A 20,406-nucleotide genomic window follows, 5' to 3' on the forward strand; every position below is an offset into this window, starting at 1 on the left:
CGAGATGGAAGCAGCCTGCGGGCAGTACTCAGAACACGAAGATATAGGCAGCAAGCGCAGCGCAGCCGATCGCGGCATGGATTGCCGGCCAGAGAAATTTGCGCGCAGGCGCTTCCTTCTTCGCATATGTCGACAGCGTAACGACGGCTTCGTCGTCGTCATCCTCTGTTGCAGGCACGCTTGCCTGGGACGGTTCCGGCGGCGGCATGACCGGCCGCTTTTCCGGCGACGGCCGCAGCACAGGCGCAGCGGCCGGCATCTCCGGAACCGGCGGGCGCGTCTCGGTAATGATTTGCTTCTTCTCCGCAGAAACGCGAACGCGCCCCGAGGTCAGCATCTGGTGCAATTCGTCGATGTTCGGTTTGCGCTTGAAGACTTTTTCCCACGCCCCGATGAGGTTGGCGTGCCCCTCCCCCATCAATGCCTCATGCAGCGCATCACCCATTTCACGGCCTTTTTCCTCGGCCAGCTTGAGCTGTTTGTCGTGGTTCAGGATGGCGCCGCGCAGCGAGGCGCGGAATTCGCTCGCCTCGTGGCCGGCGGCGATGACGGCTTCGGTGTCGAAATAGTCGACCTGTCCGTTGATCTGGACCGGCGGCTCGGTGATGATCCGCGCGTCCGCGCGCCGGAGTTCGAGCAGCGCGCGCACCGGGTAATCGATGCTCGCGGCATCCGGGCTCGCTGCGTCATGCACGGCGTGAGCCAGGAACAGGCGCGACTGGCGATACCCTCTGAAGTACGAAAGCCACGGCTCGAGGTCGGCCTTGGCAAGTGAGAACGGTTTGCTCCAGCCCTCCTCGTCATCGAGGGGAACCAGTGCGGAGCGGATATCGGGAATGGCGTTGACCTTGTCGACCCATTCATCGAGCCGGATGGATGCCGCCGCTTCGGATTTCGCCTCCGGTGTCTGCTGCCGTTGCACGGCTTCAAGACGCGTCTGCTTCTTGCGTTGTTCAGCGGCGCTCTGCAGTAGCCGGTTCTGCCGTTCGGTTTCCCATTGCAGCGCGTTGTCGCGCAATTCGAGCGCCTGCATCTTACCGACCTCCCGTCAACGCGCGCACGTACACGCCCGCCTCGCGGGGCGCAACATGCATGGCGAGGTATGGTGACAGGGCCGGCATATTCTCCGCAAGACCTTACAGAACTGCTTCTGGCGCCTGCGACGACATGATGATCGACGCATGCAGCGGCGCGGTCGCAGTGGCATTGCCCGCCTTGTCGCGCAAGAGTGTCGAGAGTATCTCGGTGTCGTTGAAGCGGAAGCGGGAGAGCATGACGTTGCAACCGGCTAGCTTCAGCACCTGCGCGTTGCTCATGCCCGCCAGCAGGTCGGCGATCTCGCCGCTGATGCCGAGGCGGAAAATCGCTTCCGCGCGGTCATCACGGATCATCTGCTGCGCGATCATCAGGTAACTGAGATTGACGTCGCGAATCTCTGCCAAATAGTCGTTAGCCATGTGAGTCGGTCCTTATCTTAGTAAGCGAAAACTTCCTGTAGAACTTCAAGAGCCTTGACCATCGTCGGTTCATCAATGGCGCCCAGCTTTCTTATCAACCGCGACTTCTCCAACGTGCAAATCTGATCCAGGAGGATCAAGCCTTCCTTGCCCATGAACCGCACCGGGATCCGGAACGGCGCCGGTATTTCCCGCGTGCTCATGGGCGCAAGAATGAGCGTGCTGAGGTACTCATCCATTTCCTCGGGCGAGACCACGACGCACGGCCATCGCTGCTGCGTCACGCTGCCGATCGGCTTTTCAAAGTCGACCAGCCATACCTCTGCCCGCATCACCATGAAATATCTGCGTCCGCGCTGTCGGCAATGAGCGGCCAGGCAATCGCCTCGGCCGCCTGCTTCTCCGCCAGGCGTTGGCATGCCTGCGCCCAGCCCTCGCGTGACTTCCGCTTCGGCTTGCGAATCACGATCGATTCGTTCTCGACCTCGATTTCTACCTCGCCGATATCAAGACCGGTCTGTAACAGGAACGGCTTGGGGATCAGGACCCCTTGCGAGTTACCCATCTTGCGGATGGCAGTCTTCATGGAAATTCCTTTAACAGAATGTAACAACATAGTACAACAAGTTTGCCGTCTGGAAAACTTTTTATTTGAACAATGTTGGAACTACGCATCTCTATTGCGCAAATGTACGAACTATGTTTATCCGAACCTGAAGTTTTGCCTGATATATTTCTAATGAAAGACATGAAGCAAGGGCAAGAAAGGGCAGGAATGGGCACCGCCTGAAGCGGGTCAGCCAAGGAACGAGGGGGATGGATACGTGAGGGCTGCACGGCACGGAAAGCACGCCGCACTGTGCCGCCGGGATCAGTAGGTGGACGTTTGTTGCTGATAGGACGGGCAGCCGTTCTTGCCCCAGGAGCCGTTGCAGACTTGCCAGCGGCAAATCTCGCGGCGGATGAAATTGCCGCTCCGCTCGCAGCGGGCCAGCATGGTGCGCGTCGCGGCTACACGGGCGATGGGTGCATTTCGTGCAGATGCGCGATTGCCGGCGCGGTCGTCGTCGCGGGCGCCTTGCTTGGCCCCCTGCCGGGATTCGCCCGGGCCGCGTCCATGCTCAGTCTTTTTTTTTAGTTCGTCCTCAGCCTGTTGGCGGATACGTTCGATTTCACGGTCGGAGCGGGGCGCGCTCTTGCGCTTGGGAACCGCGCTCGCCACGCCGGCGCTGCCCTGCGCGGCCGGCTTTGCGGCTTTCGGTTCGTCGCTCCTGTCCGCGGATTTCACTACAGGGTTGCGGGTTGCAGCGGCAGCTGCCTTCGGAGGCTCGGTTTCGCCATCGCGCTCGGCAGTACGGTCGGCATTGCTCTCGACCGTGCGCACTTCATCGGCCTCAGCCGCGCTGTCGCCGGAAGCGTCCACCCTTGCGGCGGCTTCCCCGCCCTCCGCGGCGATAGCCGGCCGATCGTCGATGGCAGGCTCGGCGATGGAAGGCGGCGGTGCGCCGTCATAGGGCAGCTCGCCCGGACTGATGCCGCGCACGGTGGCGGGACGCTGGACGCCGGCGGCAGGAGACGATGGAATACTGCGCACTTGCGACGCGGGAATCGTGGCAAACGGCGGATCGTGGTACAGCCACCATGCGGCGGCAAGTCCGACGCCCGCGCCGATGATGAACACGCCGGCCATCAGGGTCAACCGCGACAGGCGAGCCAGGCCGCCTCGCTGCGGCGGATGATGCTCTCCGAAGTCCCGCCCGATCCCATGCAATCTTTCATAGGCATCGGAGGGCATGCCGTAATCTTCTATCCGCGGCTCGATACGCTCGCCGCTGCCCGGGTTTGCAGCCGGGTGCGCGCCCTGTCGTGCAGTCCATTCTCCTGCGCGGCTCTCGGGAAAGGTCTTCGTGCCGGCAGGCGTGTGCCGGGCAGGTGATGATCCGGTCAAGTATCTCGTCCTCCTGATCCTGTCTGCCCGAGCGGATTGCAGGTACGAGTACACGCCGGGAATGGCATACCTGGCGTACGCATACCCGCCCGGCCGCCGTGCACGTGCACGCGCGTGATGTAGCGGCGTATGGCATGAGACGCATACCGCGGCGTTGCCCGGATTATCCGTCCCGCAAGCTGGGCATTGCATGTTTGCTGACGCAGGCGATGCAGTTGCCTGCGCAAACGAATGACCCTCGGCAGGACACCTAAGTTCAACAGGAAAGGCAGTACCGCTGAGCTGGCACAGGGGCGCAGCAATGAATCCGAACGTCCATTGATCGGCATCATGCAGGTGAGCGCGCTGCGTCAATGCAACGTTTCCAGGCGTTCGCCGGTTTTTCCCGCCGCAAAGAAAAACGGCTGCCTGCGGGCAGCCGTTCAGCAAAGCGCTGTTCGCGTCACAGGTTCAGTTCGTACACGATCTTCCATTGCGCGCCCTCGCGCGCCCAGTACTGGCGCTTGCGGATCGAGGTCTTGTTCTTGCCGAACTGCGCTTCCTGGGTGAAGGTGCTGACGATCATGTCCTCGCGGCCGGGATAGAAGAAGTGGGTCATGTCGCGCAGCGTCACCGACACGTTCTTCACGCCGCTCATGAACTGCTGGTTCTTGCTCAGCCATACCTCGCGGCTCTCGCCGCGTTCCGACTTGAACTTGCGCGAATAGTTTTCCCCGATGCGCGCCGCACTCAGGCTTTCGACATCGCGCTTCCAGCCGTCGACAAGGCGGGCGGCAAGACTGCGGTCGTTTTCCCATTTCGTCTTGTTGACGAAGTCCACGCTCTCGGCGATCACCACCGGCGTCTTGCCGATCTCGACGGAGCTGGCCAGCTTGTGCAGGTCGGGATTGGTGAGCACGACGCAGCCATCCGACGCCAGGGGCGGACGGCTGAAGCTGTCCGAAGGCGTTCCGTGCAGCCAGATGCCCGAGCCGCTGCGGCCGTTGATCTTGTCCCATTCGTTCGGGTAGTTGATCGGAAGCGCGCCCGAGCCATAGAAGTCGGGCAGGCGCGCGCCGGGCAGATGGCTGGTGATGTAGTAAATGCCGATGGGCGTGCGCTGGTCGCCTTCCTTCAGCTTGTTGACGCCATACTTGCCCTGGCTGACGTAGTAGTCGGTCACGAGCTTGAGCTGGCCGCCGCGGTTCGCGTACACGTACAGGCGGGAACGGCGGGCATCCACCACGAGCACATGCTTCTGGTCCTCGCGCAGCTTGAGGACCAGGCGCGGAATCAGGTCCGGGTCGGGACGCTCGCGCAGCGACTTCAGGCGCACCATCGCCTCTTCGCGCAGGTTCTTGAGCTTGTCCTCCGGCCCGTCCACGGCGCCGAGGGTCTTCACCGGCTGGGTCTGCATCAGCAGCAGGTCGCCGCGGATCAGATGGCCAAGGCGGAAGGTGGGATAGGCTTCCACCAGCTTGTCGGCGCGTGCGAGCGCCTTGCGCAGGTCGTTGGCGCCGAGCGCCTTATAGACCTCGATCAGCAGGACTTCCGGATCTTCGGCCTCGGCTACAGGTGCGGGCGCAGCGGCAGGCGCGCGGGCCGGCTGCTTCTTTGCCGCCACTGCCGGCGCCGCGCTCATGCCGGCTGCCACGATCCACGACGCCATCAGGAGCAGCGCCCGCGGCGAGCGCCGTTCCGCGCCGCTATTTGTCAATTGGAAGCGAAACATCAGCTACCCGTTGTCTCCTGCTTGATCTGCCACTTGCCGCCCTGCTTGGCGAGTACGAGTGTCTTGCGGGTATTGGCCGTCAGGCGGTCCGAAATGTAGACCTGGCGGAATTTCACCGTCGCCGTATTGCCGTTGATCGACACCTGCGGCGCCTCGACCTTGACGCTGATGCTGCCCTTGCCGACGATGCGCGCGCGGCGGTCTTCTTCCCAGGCCTTGCGGGCCACGCCGCTCGGCGTCTGGAAGTCGTTGCCGTAGTAGTTCAGGTAGCTTTTCACGTCCTGCGAGCTCCAGGCGCGCGCCCAGCCGTTGACGGCCTTGAGCACGTCCTCGCGGTCGTCATCGTTGCGTGCCTGCTTCTGTTCGGCCTTGGGCTCAGGCTTCGGCTCGGCCTTGGGTTCAGCCTTGGGTTCGGCCCTGGCCACTTGCGGCGCCGGTGCCGGTGCTGCCGGTGCAGGTGCCGGTGCGGGCTTGGCGGCTGCCGCCGGTGCAGGTGCCGGAGCGGGTACGGGAGCCTTCGCCACGACGGTCGGCGCGGGTTCGGGCGCTTTCGCACTCGCGACAGGATTACCCATGTTGCCGACCAGCGAACGCACCAGCGTCAGCTTGGACTTGGCGGCGGAATTGGCGGAATCGAGCTGCAGCGCCTTGTCGTACGCCTGGCTGGCCAGCTTTGCATGCACATCGCCCAGGTTCTCGTATGCGGTGGCGTAGCTCGGGTTGGTCCGGATCGCGGTATCGAGGGCGATACGCGCCTTCTCGAACTGGCCGGAAGCGGCATACAGGACGGCGAGGTTGTTGTACGGCTCGGGCAGGCCGGGGAAGTCTTCGGTGAGCTTGGTGAAGACCGCGATCGCCTCGGCCGACTTGTTCTGCTCCGTCAGGATCACGCCCTTCAGGAAGCGCATCTGCGCGTCGCGCGGATTGCGCGAGAGGAAGGCATCGGCGCGCGAGAGCGCCTCGGTGTACTGGCCCGCGCGCATGAACTTGGTCACGTCGGAGTAGTCGTCGGCAAATGCAGGAGCGGCGAACAGTGCTGCGAGGAGGCCGGACACGGCGACGGTCCTGGTTACTGCGGAACGCAAACGGAGATTGATCATGCGGCGCGTCGAAAAAGTCATGTGGATGTTCGGCGTTTTGCGGCGAGGCTGCAGGCATCCCAAGTGTGGATGCAAGGCAAACCGCAATTTGAAACCAGTGAATTCTAACCGCACTGGCTTAAATACGCCATTTTGAAGCACCTCGCGTACCAAACGGACAACCGGGGCGGCGCCCCGCGTTTGGCGGGGGCCTCCGGTCATGTCAGGCGGGCATCATTCTGCGTCGGCGGGAGCCTGCTCCGGCACGCTGAGCTGATACGACATTTGCAACTTGGCGGGAACCACGGCGCCGGTAGCGGCATGTACCGGTCCGGCCGAGGTCTGGGTGAAAGCGGGCTGCGCATCTTGCATCGTGAACGTGGCCGCGACCGCGATCCCGGCGACGAAAGCGGCGCCGCCCAGCATCGCGGCGAGCGGACGGCGAACGGTGCGCACCTTCGACGCCGGCACCGGCGAGTCCGCCAGCACGGCCTCGGCGCGGACACGCCAGTCGCCGACTGCACCGTTCTTGTGTTTCATGCGTTCAAGGAGATCCTCGGCAAGCGCCTTGGCTTCTTCCTGTTCGCGCTCGCACTGCTCGCGCAGGGCGTCCGCCTGCTCGGTCGTGGAGGTCGCGTATTCACGCTGGCGGCGGGCCGCTTCCAGCGCGCGGCGCTCCGCCTCCGCCCTCGCCTCCTCGGCGGCCCGGGCTTCGGTTTCGGCTTCCATGCGGCGCGTCGCCAGATCGGCGGCTTCGCGCTCCAGCGCGGCGCGCTTTTCCGCCTCGGCGTGGGCGACCTCTTCCGCACGCACCTTTTCCTGAATCGCCGCCAGCGCTTCCTGCTCTGCCTTGGCGCGCCCGCTTTCCAGGCGTGCCAGTTCGATCGCTTCGCGCGCCTTGGCTTCCGCTGCCTCGGCGGCGATGCGCTGCGATTCCGCCTGCTCGGCGGCCTTTTCAAGGAATTGCTTCTCGGCTGCCTCGCGCGCCTCCGCGGACAGGCGGGCGCTGCGCGCTGCCTCCTCCCGTGCGCGGGTGATGCGGGCCAGGCCGCTCTCGATGCGTTCCAGTGCCTGCGCATCTTCGCAGGCGCTCCGCTCCGCTGCCAGCCGCAGTTCGGTGGCGGCCATTGCCTTCTCGGCAGCGGCAGTGCGTTCGCGCTCGGCACGCAGCTTTTCCTGCAAGGCGGCGTACGCTTTCTGTTCGGCATTGGCGCGCTGGCGCTCGGCCGTTGCCAGCTCGATCGCTTCGCGCGCCTTGGCGATCGCGATCTCGGCGGTCTTGCGCTGCGACTCGGCCTGCTCCGCCGCCTTCTCCAGCAATTGCTTCTCGGCTTCGCATTGCGCTTCGGCAGACTCGCGCGCGCTGCGCTCGGCCTGTTCGCGCGCCTGCAACGCTTCGGCCTGTTCCTGCTCGGCGCGGGCACGGCCTTCCGCCTCGGCGCGCAGCTTCTTCTCGGCTTCCAGCTTGTTCTGGATGGCGGCCAGCGCCTGCTGCTCAGCGGCGACGCGCGCCTGTTCCACCTTGGCCAGTTCGATCGCTTCGCGGACTTTCTTCAGCGCCACGATGGCAGCGGCGCGCTCCAGCTCGGCGCGCTCGGCGGCCTTTTGCATCTGCTGCTTTTCCGCCATCAGCTGCGCCTCGACAGCCTTGCGCGCAATGTGTTCAGCCTGCTCACGGGCGGCGATGGTCTCTGCCTGTTCGCGTTCCGCGCGGGCGCGGGCCTCCGCTTCGGCAATCAGCGCCTGCTCGGCGGCCAGGTGTTTCTGCGCCGCTTCCAGCGCGGCCTGCTCCGCTTCCGCGCGCTGCTGTTCGGCGCGTGCCAGTTCCACGGCGGCGCGTGCATTCGCTTCGGCGGCTTCGGCAGCCTGGCGGGCCAGTTGCGCCTGCTGCTCGGCGGCTTCGCGCTGCTGCTTTTCCGAGGCCTGCTTTGCGGCCACGGCATCAAGCGCAGCCTGCTCGGCTTCTTCACGGGCGCGCACGGTTTCGGCAAGCTCGGATTCGATACGCGCACGCTCGGCGGCATAGTTGCGCGCCGCTTCTTCTGACGCGCGCTTTTTCTGGATCGCTTCCAGCGCCTGTTGTTCGGCGGCTGCGCGCTCCTGCTGGGTACGTGCCAGGGCGACGGCTTCGCGCGCCTGGGCTTCGGCGGCTTCGGCGGCCTGGCGCTCATGTTCGGCGCGCTGCGCAGCCTGTTCCAGCGCGAGCTTCTCGGCGGCGCACTTGGCCTCGACGGCGCGGCGCGCCTCAAGTTCTTCCTGCTGACGGGCGCGCAGCAGATCGGCATGGCTTTCCTCGCCGCGGGCGCGTGCCTCGGCTTCATTGCGCGCAGCCTCTTCGGCCTGGCGGCGGTCCTGCTCGGCCTGTGCCGCGCGTTGTTCGGCTTCGGCGCGCTCGCGCTGGACGCGGGCCACTTCAGTCGCTTCGCGCGCCTTCAGCAATGCGGCCTGCGCAGCCTTGCGTTGCAGCTCGGCGGCGGCGCGGGTCTGTTCCGCGCTGTGTTTCTCGGCAGTAGCTTCAGCCATGCGCGCAGCAGCCAGTGCACGATCGGCTTCCTCGCGTTCGCGCAGCGCGGCGGCCTGTTCCTGCTCGGCGCGCAGGCGGGCTTCGGCCTCGGCGTGCGCCGCCTGTTCGGCGGCCAGCTTTTCCTGTGCGGCCTTGAGCGCCTTCTGCGCAAGCTCCGCGCGCTGGCGTTCGATCTGTACCTTCTTCTGCAGCACGGCCAGCGCCTGCTGCTCATCTTGCGCGCGCTGGCGCTCGATGCGTGCCAGTTCCACCGCTTCGCGGGCCTTCTGCAGCGCAGCCTGCGCGGCTTCGCGCTGGGCATCGGCACGCTCGATCGCCTTGGCCAGCGCGAGCTTTGCCGCTTCACATTCCTGTTCCTTGGCGATACGGCCTGCCTGCTCCGCCTGTTCCTGGTCGCGCAGCAAGCCGGCATGCTGGCGCTCGGCCTGCGCGCGCGCGTTGGCTTCGGCGATCGCAGCTTCTTCGGCGCGGATCTTTTCCTGCAGCGCAGCGACGGCGTTCTGCTCCGCATCGGCGCGTTCGCGTTCCACGCGCGCGGCTTCCATTGCCTCGCGCGCCTTGGCTGCAGCGAGTTCGGCATTCTGGCGCTGCAGTTCCGCATGTTCCGCGGCGCGGCGATACGCCTCCTGTTCGGCAGCGGCCTGGTCGGCAGCCATTTTCGCGGCGGCGCGCTCGATCTCGACACGCTTTTCGACGATGTGGCGCGCGCGCTGCTCTTCGTCAGCACGTGCCTTGGCTGCTTCGGTGATTTTCTGTTCCGCGGCGGCGCGCTCGCGGGCTTCCTCGATGGCGCGCTCTTCCGCCGCGGCGCGGGCGCGCGCCTGCTGGTCGGCATGATGCTCGGCCTCGATGCGCGCCAGCGCCCTTTCCTGCAGCTCGCGCTCGACGCGGATGCGGGCTTCGGTGGCAATGCGGATGCGCTCTTCGGCATCCCGGCGGGCTTCTGCTGCTGCGGCGGCAACCGATTCTGCATGCTGACGGCGGGCCGCGGACTCGCGCATCTCTGATTCTGCCTGCAGGCGCAAGGCAAGCGTCTGCGCGGTCTTGCGCTCCATGTCGATACGCGCCTGCGCAGTCGCTTCCTGCTCCTGCTCGGTAAGAGCGCGGGCGCGGGCTTCCTCGCGTGCGCGCACTTCGGCCGGTGCGCGGCTCAGCGCGGCCTGCAGCGCAAGCTCTTCCGCGCGTTCACGCTCGCGGGCGATTTCCAGTGCCTCGCTGCGTGCCCTCGCGAGCATTTCCGCCGAGACGCGGGCTTCCTTCTCGCGACGCTCCTGTTCGCGTGCCAGTTCGGCGATGCGTGCGTCGGCGCGAGCGCGGGCTTCCGCTTCCTGCTTGGCCGCTTGGGCGGCGGCAACGCGCTGCGCCGCCTGCCAGCGGGCCAGTTCGGTTTCCTGGGCCAGCTCTTCCACGGCTGCGGAAGCGCGGGCGGCAAGTTCGGTTTCGGCGGCGATCTGTTCCGCGGCGCGGCGGCGTGCTTCCGCTTCAGTGCGCGCACGTTCCTCGGCCATGCGCTTGGCCTCGGCCTCGGCTTCGGCGCGGGCGCGCAGTTCTGCGATTTCTTTCTTGACGGCGGCAGCGCGGGCTTCTGCAGCTTCGCGCGCCTGGCGCTCGGCATCCAGCCGCGCGCGGCTCGCCTGGATGGCTTCCTCCGCCGCGCGGGCGCTCTGGTAAGCCTCGGCGGCTGCAGCCGCCTCCAGCCGGGCACGTTCTTCCGCCAGCGAGCGGGCGCGGGCTTCGGCGTGGGCGCGGTTTTCCGCGGCGACGGTGGCCTTGGCTTCCGCCTCGACACGCGCAATCGCCTCGCGGATCGCCTTCAGGTCGACACCGCCGGCGCGCGACTGCAGCGCATCTTTCTGCGTGATCGCGCCGTCCATGTCCTCGTCCTCCAGGGCCCCGCCCTGGAATCCGGGGTTCTTGTGCATCGCCTGTTTGGTGTCCATATCTGCTCCCGCTGGATGAGCGATTCCGGTTTATTCTGGGTGCGCGCTGGGCCGGAATTTCTTAACGTGCATTATCGGCACCGCCGCGGCAAAGCAGCCGCACGAATAGAAGGGGAAATGCGAGCCATTTCACGAAAATGGGCGGAAAATGCGATTTATCCCATGTTTATGGGGTGGCAAGACGATAGGAATTGGCGTTTTAATAATGGCGCCGGACGGGATGTGATTCAGATACGCGACATGCGCGGCCGGGACCACTGGGAGAGTCATGCACTTACATGAAGAAAGCGCAGCCGCACCAGATGCGGCCGGCCAGGACAAGAACGGCATGCTGGCCATGGGCGCGCTGCTCGCAGACATGAACCATGACATCCGTACCACGGTGAACGGCGTGCGTGGCATGCTCGAACTGCTGATCGACACCGGCCTGACGCCTTCCCAGCAAGAGTACGCGCGCACGGCGAGGCACAACGTGGACAGCCTGCTCGACTCCCTGGAGCGGATCGTCGACATGTCGCTCATCGAATCCAACAGTTTCCGTTTCAACCACGCGCCCTTCGACCTGCTGCCGGAAATCCGGGCTGCGCTGGCCGGCAAAGCGCAGAGTGCCCGCGGCAAAGGGATTGAACTCGCAATCGCCTACCCGTCTTCCGTGCGCTTGCAGGGCGATGCGGCGCGCCTGCGCGGCGCCTTCTCCGCCATGGCCGACATTGCCCTGAGATGCGCAGCCGGTGAAACCATGTCGCTGGCCTGCAGCACCGCACTCCTCGGGGAAAGCTGCAGGATCGTGCTGGAAGCGCGCGTGCCGCGGTTATCGGAGGACGGCGCGCGGCTGGCCTCTCTGCTGCCCGCCACTGCGTCGCGCAGCCTGCACGATGCCGCGTTCGACGGCAAGGATCTCCTCGGCATCGCGTTGTGCTCCCGCCTCGTGCAGATGATGCAGGGTACGGTCACGGTCGATTACAGCAAGCCCGCCGCCGCCGTCATCCGCCTCGCCGTCGAGCTGCCGCTGGCCGGCGGGCAGCGGGATTGCCTGCCGCTGTCCGAGACCGCCGCCGCGTCCTCGCACGCCGGCTGCCGCGTCCTCGTTGCCGACGACAACCCGGTCAATCAACAGGTCGCCGCGCGCATGCTGGAAAAGCTCGGATGCAAGGCCGATGTCGCGGCAGACGGCATGCAGGCGGTCGAAATGCACACCTGGAATCGCTTCGATCTGATCCTGATGGATTGCGAAATGCCGGTGCTCGACGGCCTGGAAGCGACACGGCGCATCCGTACCACGGAAGTGCCGGAGCGCAGGACGCCGATCATTGCTCTGACCGCGAGCACCGGGCAGGGCGAACAGGAGCGATGCCTGGCCGCCGGCATGGACGACTTCCTGACCAAGCCGATCCGCCCCCAGATGCTCGCCGACGTGCTCGCCCGCTGGCTGCCCCGGCCGGCTCCGCTCCCCGAGGAGGAATCGCCCGCAGCCTGCGAGGACGAGCTCGACGAAGTGAAGGCCATGTTCGGCAAGGATTTCGGCGAGCTCGCGGCGCTCTATCAGCGCGACGGGCCGCCGCGGCTGGCCGCGCTGCGCGAGGCAGTGACGGAAGCCGATCTTGCGAGGTTCGCGAAAGTGGCGCACGCGCTGGGCGGCAGCAGCGCCTCCATCGGCGCCACCGGGCTGTCGGCCCTGTGCAAGGCCGCGGAAACCGCCGCCAAGGCCGGCTCGTCCGAAGACATCGAGCGCCGGCTTGCCGCAATCGAGACCGAATACCGCCGCGTCTGCGGCAAGCTGCAATCCCTGCTCACATCATGAGGAGACAAGATGCCGGCCGCACAAAAAGAACTGCAGGTCCTGATTGCCGATGACGACAGCACGACACGCCACGTCCTGCGCCTGCTGCTGCGCGAGCAGGGGCACCGGGTCGTGGCCGAAGCGCAGGATGGCGAACGCGCCGTCGAGCTGTGCGCAGCGCACAGGCCGGACATCGCCTTCCTTGACATCAACATGCCGCGCCTGGACGGCCACACGGCAGCCGAGCGCATCCGGGTAGCCAGCCCGCGCGTGAGCATGATCATGGTGACCAACCTGCCGACACTGGACAACGTGCAGAAGGCGATGCAGATCGGTGTCGGCGGCTTCGTGGTCAAGCCTTTCAATGCCACCAAGGTGGTGGAGGCCATCGACAGCTGCCTGAAGCAAAGGCGCTGAAGCCGGCGTTCAGCCTTCCTCGACCACCATCAGCCCGGCGCGCAGCCCCGCCCGCACCTCGGGATTCGGGAAGACCACGTACTCCGTCTCCGCGCCGACCCGGTACACCGTGTCGCCATCCTCGGCGATCACGCTGCCCGGCGCCAGCGCGGTGAAGTTCTGCGTCTCCTGTCCGAATGCCATGCGAAACGCGTCGGTGTGCTTGATCAATTCCTGCGCGACACGGAATACCTTCGGCCGCACATCGTGCGGCTCCAGCCTCGCGGTGCGCATGTAGCGGTCGAGGGTATTCGCAGTTGCTTCGGCAATTCCGAGATCGTTACTGCCCAGCACGCCGATCCGCCCCAGCTCCACCGTCGCGCTCGCCGCGCCGAAGCCGGCGGTGTAGGCGCTGTAGGTCCCGGCCGGCTTGCCGTTCAGGATGGCCGCCTCGATCCCTGCCCGCCCAAGCATGCCGAGCAAGGCATCGATACGGGTGTTCAAGGCCACGGCCGGCACGACCGCAAAGGTCGGGTACAAGGACGGGCGGATCGCGGTATGCAGGTCCAGGTGCCATTTATCGGCATCCGGCCCGGCAAAGAAGTTCGCGGTGGCGCGCATGATCGCGTCCGCGCGCGCCGCCTCCGCCGCCGACGCCAGGCTGCCGCGCTCGCTGCGGAACAGGCGGTTCAGGTCGGCATCGATGAAGCGCTTTCCTTCCGCGATGGCGGCAATGTTCCCGACCACGACCATCAGGTCGACGGCCAGCGCACGCGGTTCACGTTCGAGGGCCGCGAGCAGGTGGGCCAGCATCTCGATCGGCACCGTCTCGTCGCCGTGGATGCCCACCGACAGCAGCAGCCGGGGCCGGCGCAGCATATGGCTGGCACTTACCACCTGCAGGATGCCGCGCGCGGGCAGGCGCACCTGGAACCCGGCGTTGGCAAAACTGTCGGCGATGTGCGAGAAGTCTGCACCCGCCAATGCTCGCACCTCATCGTCGAGCCGCTTGTCCATCGCTGCCTGCATCACACCGGCTCCGTCGTTGAAGAAGCAGCCTCGGACAGAGCCCATACATCGAGCACCGCCAGTTCAAGGTTCTGCTGTTCGCCGGTCGCGGCCATGCGGGCATCGACCTTGAGCTTGTTGATGAGCGCCGCCACGATCCCTGCCGGGTCCTGCGCGGCCTTGATGGCTGCGGGTGCCTGCTGCAGCACGCGCATCAACAAGCGCTGCTGCGCACGCCGCAAGGCCTGGAGCGCATGGTCGCGCAAGGGTTCCTGCGTCGCGCTGGCCGGCGCATGCGTCAGCACGCGCTCCAGTCCGTCGATGCCCGCCTGGCGGCGCAACGCCATGCCGAGTTTCAGGAACTGCGTCAGGCTCATGCTGTCCGGACGCGGCACCGAGAGGCCGGCAAAGAGGAAGTCGGCGATGCCCTCGATCGCCTCGACGGTCTCGCAGGCCTGGACGAAGGATTCCGGCATGCCGGCGACCGGCAAGGACGCGGAAGCAAGCGGCGCCAAATCCTGCACCGCCTGCGGCTGGCCGAAGAGCGCGGTCAGCTCCGCCAGCGCGCCGGACTCGCGCAGCTCCTGCTCAGGCACCGACAGCACGCCCTGGATCACCGCCTTCTGCAGCGTACGCGCGTGCTGGTCGACGGCCAGCGAAACCTCGCGCGGCACCTGCAGCGCATGCTCGTCGAGCACACTGAACACCGGCGCGAGGTTCAGCGCCGCCCACGCCTGCGCCCACGCGCAGATGACGTCGGTTTCCTTCACACCGCGCGTTTCCGCGATTTCCGCCATCATCACCGGGCCGCAGCGGTTGACCGATTCATTGGCCAGCACGGTGGCCAGGATCGCATTGGCCAGCGGATGCTCCAGCGGGTTGCGGGTTGCGACCAGCGCATGCGGGAAATACGGCGTCAGCATGCTCCTGGCCCAGGCGAACTGGACCAGGTTCAGTTCCGACAACATGCGCTTGTAACGGTTCTTCACGTTCGCCACGACCACCGCCAGTTCCGGCGTCGTCAGGCCGCGGCCTTCGTTCTTGCGGGCTACCAGTTCCGCCGCCGTCGGCAACTGCTCCAGCTTGCGCGAGACGACACCTTCCGCTTCCAGCCGCGCGATCAGCGCCGCGTAACTATCATGCACCGCGGGGTCGAACTGCGCCTGCGCTTCCCGCACCAGCAGGTGCGTCTGCAGCGCATTGTCACGCAGCACCAGGCGCACGATGTCGGGCGTGATGTCGTTGAGCAGGCGGTTGCGTTCCTCCGCGGCCAGCTTGCCGGCATTGACTTCGGCATCGAGCCAGATCTTGACGTTGACTTCGTGGTCGGAGCAATCCACTCCGGCGGAATTGTCAATCGCATCCGTGAAGATACGCCCGCCCTTCATCGCGAATTCGATGCGCCCCGCCTGCGTCGCGCCAAGGTTGCCGCCTTCAGCCACTACCCTGCAGCGCAGTTCCCGTCCATCCACACGGATCGCATCGTTCGCCCTGTCCTTGACCTGCTCATGCGACTCGGTCGACGCCTTGATATAGGTGCCGATGCCGCCGTTATAGAACAGGTCCACCGGTGCGAGCAGGATGGCGTGCAGCAATTCCTCCGGCGCCAAGCTGCTTGCTTCGATGCCCAGCGCGGCGCGTGCCTGCGGCGACAATTCGATGCTGCGCGCGGAACGCAGCCAGACGCCGCCGCCTTCGGAGATCAATGCCTTGTCATAGTCATCCCAGGAGGAACGCGGCAGTGCGAACATGCGCTGGCGTTCGTAGAAGGATTTTTCCACGTCCGGATTGGGATCGATGAAGATGTGGCGGTGGTCGAACGCCGCCACCAGTTTCAGCTGGCGCGACAGCAGCATGCCGTTGCCGAACACATCGCCGGACATGTCGCCCACGCCGACGGCCGTGATCGGCGTGGTGTTCAGGTCGTGGCCCATCTCATGGAAGTGGCGTTTCACCGCTTCCCACGCGCCCTTCGCCGTGATGCCGAGCTTCTTGTGGTCGTAGCCGTTGGAGCCGCCGGAGGCAAACGCATCGCCCAGCCAGAAGCCGCGCTTGACGGCGATGCTGTTGGCGATGTCCGAGAAGGTAGCCGTGCCCTTGTCGGCCGCGACCACGAGGTAAGGATCGGCATCGTCGTAGCACACCGTCTGCGGCGGCGGCAGCACTTCGCCGCGCACGCGGTTGTCGGTGACGTCCAGCAGGCCGGCGATGAACAGGCGGTACACGGCCTCGCCTTCCGCCGCCGCCACTTCGCGCGTCGCATCCTTGGGCATCATCTTGCAGACGAATCCGCCCTTGGCGCCCGCCGGCACGATCACGGCGTTCTTGACCATCTGGGCCTTGACCAGGCCGAGCACTTCGGTGCGGTAGTCTTCCATGCGGTCGGACCAGCGCAGGCCGCCGCGCGCCACCGGGCCGCCTCGCAGGTGCACGCCTTCGAAGCGGCGCGAGAACACGAAGATCTCGCGGTACGGCCGCGGCTGCGGCAACAGCGCGAGCTGGCTGCTGTCGAACTTGAAGATGATGGTGTCGCCCGCCTGCCCGGCCTGGAAGTAGGAGGTGCGCAATGTGGCCAGCATCAGGTCGGCGATCGCGCGCAGGATGTTTTCCGTGTCCGCGTGATTGACGTCGGTCACGCGCTGCTTGAAGGTCGACAAGGTGGTGGTGCCGAACGCGCGCTGCTCCGCCGACAAGGACGGATTGAAGCGCACCAGGAAAGCTTCCACCAGCGTGCGCACATGGTCCGGCTGGGTCTTGAGCCGCTCGGCCATGTAGCGCAGGCTGAAGCGGCAGCCGGCCTGGCGCCAGTAACTGGCGTAGGCCCGCACGAGCTGCACTTCCCGCATCCGCAAGCCCGCCTCGACCACCAGCGCATTCATGCGGCCGTCTTCGGCTTCGTCATTGAATAGCGACTCGAACAACTCCTGCGCCGCCTGCGCGACATGCGGCTTGGCCAGCTTGACGGCACTTTGCGCATCGACCGACAGGCTCGACACGAAGAAGCGCGAACCGTCCGGCGCGGGAATGGCATGGGTGCGCTCGCGCAGGATGGACACGCCGGCATTCTGCAGCGCCGGCAGGATGGACGACAGGGGCGGCACCGTATTGACCGAATGCAGGCGGATGGTGACAACGTCGCTCGCGCCGATCTCGATGCGCACCTTCACGCGCGAAGGCTGCGGGTTGCCAAGCAGCGTGCACAGGTCGCGGTAGCCGACTTGCGGTGACACACCATTGATGTAATCCGTTGGCAGGCTTGCACGCAGCTTGCGCAACGTTCGCCGCAATTCGATGTCGTCGGTGGTATCGACCAGGCTGTCGAAGGCGTTGTGCCAGCCTTCCAGCACCCCGAGCAGCGGCTGCTGGATATCGCCGTCGAGATCGAGCGCCATGTTGGCGCCGTTGGCGATCAGGTAGACGCGGGCCAGCGGGCCGTCCGCCAGCAGGGTCTGCACGCGCACGTCGCGTGCGCCGGAGATCGTGCGCAGGGTCTGGGCCAGCATTTCCTGCGAATGCGTGCCGTAGCGCTCGCGCGGCATGTAGACCAGCGCGTTCAGGTGGCGGCCATAAACGTCGCGCCGCGCGAACACCTTCGCGCGCGGCTGCTTGTAAAGAGCGACCACCGCGCCGCACACGCCGGCCAGCCAGGCCGGATCCGCTTCCATCACCTCGGTGCGCGGCAGCGACTCCAGGATTTCCAGAAACTTCTCGGCGCGGAAGCCCTCGGTGCGCACGCCCGCCAGGGTCAGCACCTGCTTGATGCGGACGCGGGCAAACGGCTGCTGCGGCAGCGTGCTTGCGGTCGCCGAGCGCGAGAACAGGCCGACGAAGCAATGCTCGCCGAGCACACTGCCCTGGCTGTCCGCATCGCGTACGCCGATGAAGTCCAGTTGCTGGTCGCGATGCAGCGTGGACTGCACGTCGGCCTTCACCACCGACAGCGTCTCCTTGCGCGCCGCCAGCGTATCGAAATCGCCGGGAATGCCCGCCAGGCAGTTGCCGTAGACGGGATGGCTCTTGTCCTTGAGCACGCCGATCGCACTGCCCGGCTCGCGCACCAGCTCGCGCTGGCCGCTTACCACGTGATAGCGCGCGTAGCCGAAGACTTCGAAGCCTTCGTTCCTGGCCCATTCGAGGAAGGCCGCGACTTCCGGCCCATTGGCATCGCGCGCCGCGGCGGCGGCGCCGACCTCGGACATCTTCGCCTTCAATGCCTCGGCGTCCTGCCGTACCACTGCGGCGTCGCCGGCCGCCATGCGGATATTCGATTGCAACGCCTGCAGGTCTTGTGCGGCGAGCTCTTCCGCCATCAGGCACAACACGTAGGATTCGGGCGCGCCGGCGCCGTTACCCACCTTGCCGGCGCGGACGATGCTGCCGTCGCCATTTCGCTCGACGGAAAGCACGGCGTTGAGCACCGCGCGCGAAGGCAGGCGCATGCGGCGCATCGCCATCACCATGGAATCCACGAGGAAAGGCATGTCCGGGTTCAGGATCAGCAACGCGGTCGCCCTGACGCCCCGGTCGTCGGCATAGGTTAGGGTCTCGATGCGGCAGCCCTCCTGCGGCGTCCACTGCGCCAAGCGGGAGAAACCCTCCCACAGCGAGGACGCCAGGCAATCGAAGGTAATGCCAGCGAGGTCTTCTTCTTCGAGGGAATTGAGCCAGGCGCGGATCAGGGATTCGGTGGCGGGTGCGGGTTGATCGATTCCGGCAAGGACGCGTTCCAGGGTTTGGTCACGCAGGTCTTGGACTTGTTGGGTCATACGCTTCTCCAGAAATGTGGTTGCAAGTTTGCGCCGCCTCGCCCGCGCTGTCTTGCAGCGCCGCGACACCGATTTACATCGGCACGGCACACGTGCTGCCCTTGTGGGGCCCGTAGGTGAATACTAACGATGGATGCACCGTCTGAAATTCTTAATTTCCGCCGATTGCTGAAGCTTATTCATGATGCCGCGGGGAAGCTGTTGGAGAACGGAAATCCTTCTTTCATCATAGACCGCGGAACGGAGTTTGCCTCCCATTGCAGAACAAGAAGTTGATACGGATGAAGGGGAACCGAAAAATCTCCGCGGGATGCGGCAATGCGATTCGCTTAAGGGGGCAAGGTAAAGGGATCATCCCGGTGAAGGCCGGGATCCAGCGGCGTTGAGGGATTGAAGAAGGACGGCCTGCCCCGGAACGGGGTTCCAGGCTAGCGAACACGATGGCACGTGTCTAATGAAAGGGTGTAGGGTGGGTAGAGCGAAGCGAAACCCACCGAGATGCCTCCTGCTGGTCGCAAGGTGGGTTTCGCTGCGCTCTACCCACCCTACGATCCTCTATCCTAGGGGTACAGACGTATGGAATTCACGTCATTGTTCTGGTTGTCGACGTTTGAAATGCCATTGGCCGGGGGTTGGTTTGCCCCGGCGGATACTGAATCCGCGGTATCCACGCTTTCCCCTCGGGACCGGTTGCTCTCCCCTACCGTCAGTGCGTCATCGAGCGCGATGATTTCCTTGAGCAGGGCACGTGATTTTTCGGTCTGCAGCGCCGGCATTCTCTCCGCAAGGGCCAGGACTTTTTCCCTCAGGTGTCTTCTCATCTCCGCATCGAACCAGTCGATATGCTTTTTGTAGTACGGGAGATTGATCAATAACTTGTAGGGTTCGTCAGGACAGGTTTGATACCAGTCGACCACGTTCTTCCACAAAGTTCTGCACCTGGAATGGCGCTTGAATTCTTGTTCGTAGGACTGGAGCTTCGGGACCATTCTTGGCAGGCGCTCCAGAGCCAAGAGATTGACGTTCTCGAGCTTGCATCCGATAAGGTCGGAAAAACCCTCGCACCGCTCAAGTTCAATTGGCCCTTTGAAGCTGCAGCTGTGGAACGGGGATTTGTTAAACTTAGCATGGCTGAAATCTCCCCCGTCAAACTCGACCTCCTCGCAGCGCAAGTTAACCTTTGCGAAGCGCCATGAAGCGTTCCTGATGGTGATTTTATTTATCTGCGCCGGAGCCTCTGAACCTGCTTCGCCAAAGTTGATGTCCTCAAACTCGCCCCCTTCGATACAAGCATTGGACAAGTCCGCGCGTTGAAAACTGCTGCTGCGGACGTTGCACTCGCTTATTTTCGCGTCACCGAGCTTGGCATCGGCAAGAATCCAACAAGTCAGGTCACAAGCTTCGAACTTAGCGCGTTCCAGCTTTGTTCCAATCATTGTCACTCCTGTTGCTGTGCTGAAATGCATTCCAACATCACTCAAGTCCGCATCGGAAAAGTTGACGTTATTAAGGACCGCATCGATGATCCTTGCATCTTGCATTATTGCTTCGCTGAAATCGCAGTTCTCCATTCGGACGTTTTTGAAAAGCAGCCGGCTCAGATTCATTCCGCTAAGGTTCAGATCTTCGCGATCCGTACCCTTGAAGTCCACGTTCTTAAACTCCGTACGATGCCCATTCACGATCTCGTTTATAAATTGCTCTCTCGTAGTGATCTGCTCCCGATCTTGCACCCGGACATGCATGTCGCCGGGTTGATTGACGATGTTCTTCCCAATGTCGAACCTGAGCACTTCT

At 64.9% G+C, this 20,406-nt stretch carries 13 protein-coding genes; 2 read left to right on the plus strand and 11 right to left on the minus strand.

The window, feature by feature from the left end; genetic code table 11:
• Nucleotides 1-28: 28 nt before the first annotated feature.
• The 8 genes from VFF99_RS04945 to VFF99_RS04980 form a co-directional block, all read right to left on the minus strand.
• Nucleotides 29-1,033 (minus strand): hypothetical protein, encoded by a 1,005-nt coding sequence (locus VFF99_RS04945; protein WP_325015539.1) that lies wholly within the window; start codon nt 1,031-1,033, stop codon nt 29-31.
• Nucleotides 1,034-1,136: 103 nt separating this feature from the next.
• The gene (flhD, locus tag VFF99_RS04950) at nt 1,137-1,457 is read right to left on the minus strand and encodes a flagellar transcriptional regulator FlhD (RefSeq protein WP_325015541.1); all 321 of its coding nucleotides are present in this window, start codon (nt 1,455-1,457) and stop codon (nt 1,137-1,139) included.
• A gap of 17 nt (nt 1,458-1,474) precedes the next feature.
• The gene (locus VFF99_RS04955) at nt 1,475-1,795 is read right to left on the minus strand and encodes a type II toxin-antitoxin system PemK/MazF family toxin (protein ID WP_325015543.1); all 321 of its coding nucleotides are present in this window, start codon (nt 1,793-1,795) and stop codon (nt 1,475-1,477) included.
• Complete coding sequence (locus VFF99_RS04960; RefSeq protein WP_325015545.1) at nt 1,789-2,043, minus strand: AbrB/MazE/SpoVT family DNA-binding domain-containing protein; 255 nt, start codon at nt 2,041-2,043, stop codon at nt 1,789-1,791. Before VFF99_RS04960 ends, VFF99_RS04955 begins: the two co-directional genes overlap by 7 nt.
• A 285-nt stretch (nt 2,044-2,328) precedes the next feature.
• On the minus strand, nt 2,329-3,405 hold the full coding sequence (locus VFF99_RS04965; protein ID WP_325015548.1) for a hypothetical protein: 1,077 nt from the start codon (nt 3,403-3,405) through the stop codon (nt 2,329-2,331).
• A 442-nt stretch (nt 3,406-3,847) separates the two neighbouring features.
• Entirely contained in the window at nt 3,848-5,053 is a 1,206-nt protein-coding gene (locus VFF99_RS04970) for a L,D-transpeptidase family protein (protein ID WP_414691502.1), read from the minus strand.
• A gap of 62 nt (nt 5,054-5,115) precedes the next feature.
• The gene (locus VFF99_RS04975; protein ID WP_325015552.1) at nt 5,116-6,237 is read right to left on the minus strand and encodes a tetratricopeptide repeat protein; all 1,122 of its coding nucleotides are present in this window, start codon (nt 6,235-6,237) and stop codon (nt 5,116-5,118) included.
• Between the two features lie 192 nt (nt 6,238-6,429).
• Entirely contained in the window at nt 6,430-10,659 is a 4,230-nt protein-coding gene (locus tag VFF99_RS04980) for a hypothetical protein (protein WP_325015554.1), read from the minus strand.
• A gap of 268 nt (nt 10,660-10,927) precedes the next feature.
• On the opposite strand from VFF99_RS04980, the gene VFF99_RS04985 reads away from it, so the two are divergent.
• Nucleotides 10,928-12,460, plus strand: a complete 1,533-nt coding sequence (locus VFF99_RS04985) for a response regulator (RefSeq protein WP_325015556.1) — start codon at nt 10,928-10,930, stop codon at nt 12,458-12,460.
• Nucleotides 12,461-12,469: 9 nt separating this feature from the next.
• The gene (locus tag VFF99_RS04990) at nt 12,470-12,856 is read left to right on the plus strand and encodes a response regulator (RefSeq protein WP_325015558.1); all 387 of its coding nucleotides are present in this window, start codon (nt 12,470-12,472) and stop codon (nt 12,854-12,856) included.
• 9 nt (nt 12,857-12,865) lie between these two features.
• On the opposite strand, the gene VFF99_RS04995 is transcribed toward VFF99_RS04990, so the two are convergent.
• The 3 genes from VFF99_RS04995 to VFF99_RS05005 all read right to left on the minus strand — a co-directional run bounded on the left by VFF99_RS04995 (nt 12,866) and on the right by VFF99_RS05005 (nt 20,402).
• Complete coding sequence (locus VFF99_RS04995; protein ID WP_325015559.1) at nt 12,866-13,909, minus strand: succinylglutamate desuccinylase; 1,044 nt, start codon at nt 13,907-13,909, stop codon at nt 12,866-12,868.
• Nucleotides 13,864-18,609 carry an NAD-glutamate dehydrogenase domain-containing protein gene (locus VFF99_RS05000; protein ID WP_325015561.1) on the minus strand — a complete coding sequence of 1,582 codons (4,746 nt, stop codon included), beginning with the start codon at nt 18,607-18,609 and terminating at the stop codon, nt 13,864-13,866. The genes VFF99_RS04995 and VFF99_RS05000 overlap by 46 nt, the downstream gene beginning before the upstream one ends.
• Before the next feature lie 560 nt (nt 18,610-19,169).
• Nucleotides 19,170-20,402, minus strand: coding sequence for a pentapeptide repeat-containing protein (locus tag VFF99_RS05005; RefSeq protein ID WP_325015563.1), 1,233 nt, complete (start codon nt 20,400-20,402; stop codon nt 19,170-19,172).
• Nucleotides 20,403-20,406: the final 4 nt, after the last annotated feature.

This window comes from Noviherbaspirillum sp. (assembly GCF_035654295.1).
Taxonomy (GTDB): Bacteria; Pseudomonadota; Gammaproteobacteria; order Burkholderiales; family Burkholderiaceae_D; genus Noviherbaspirillum.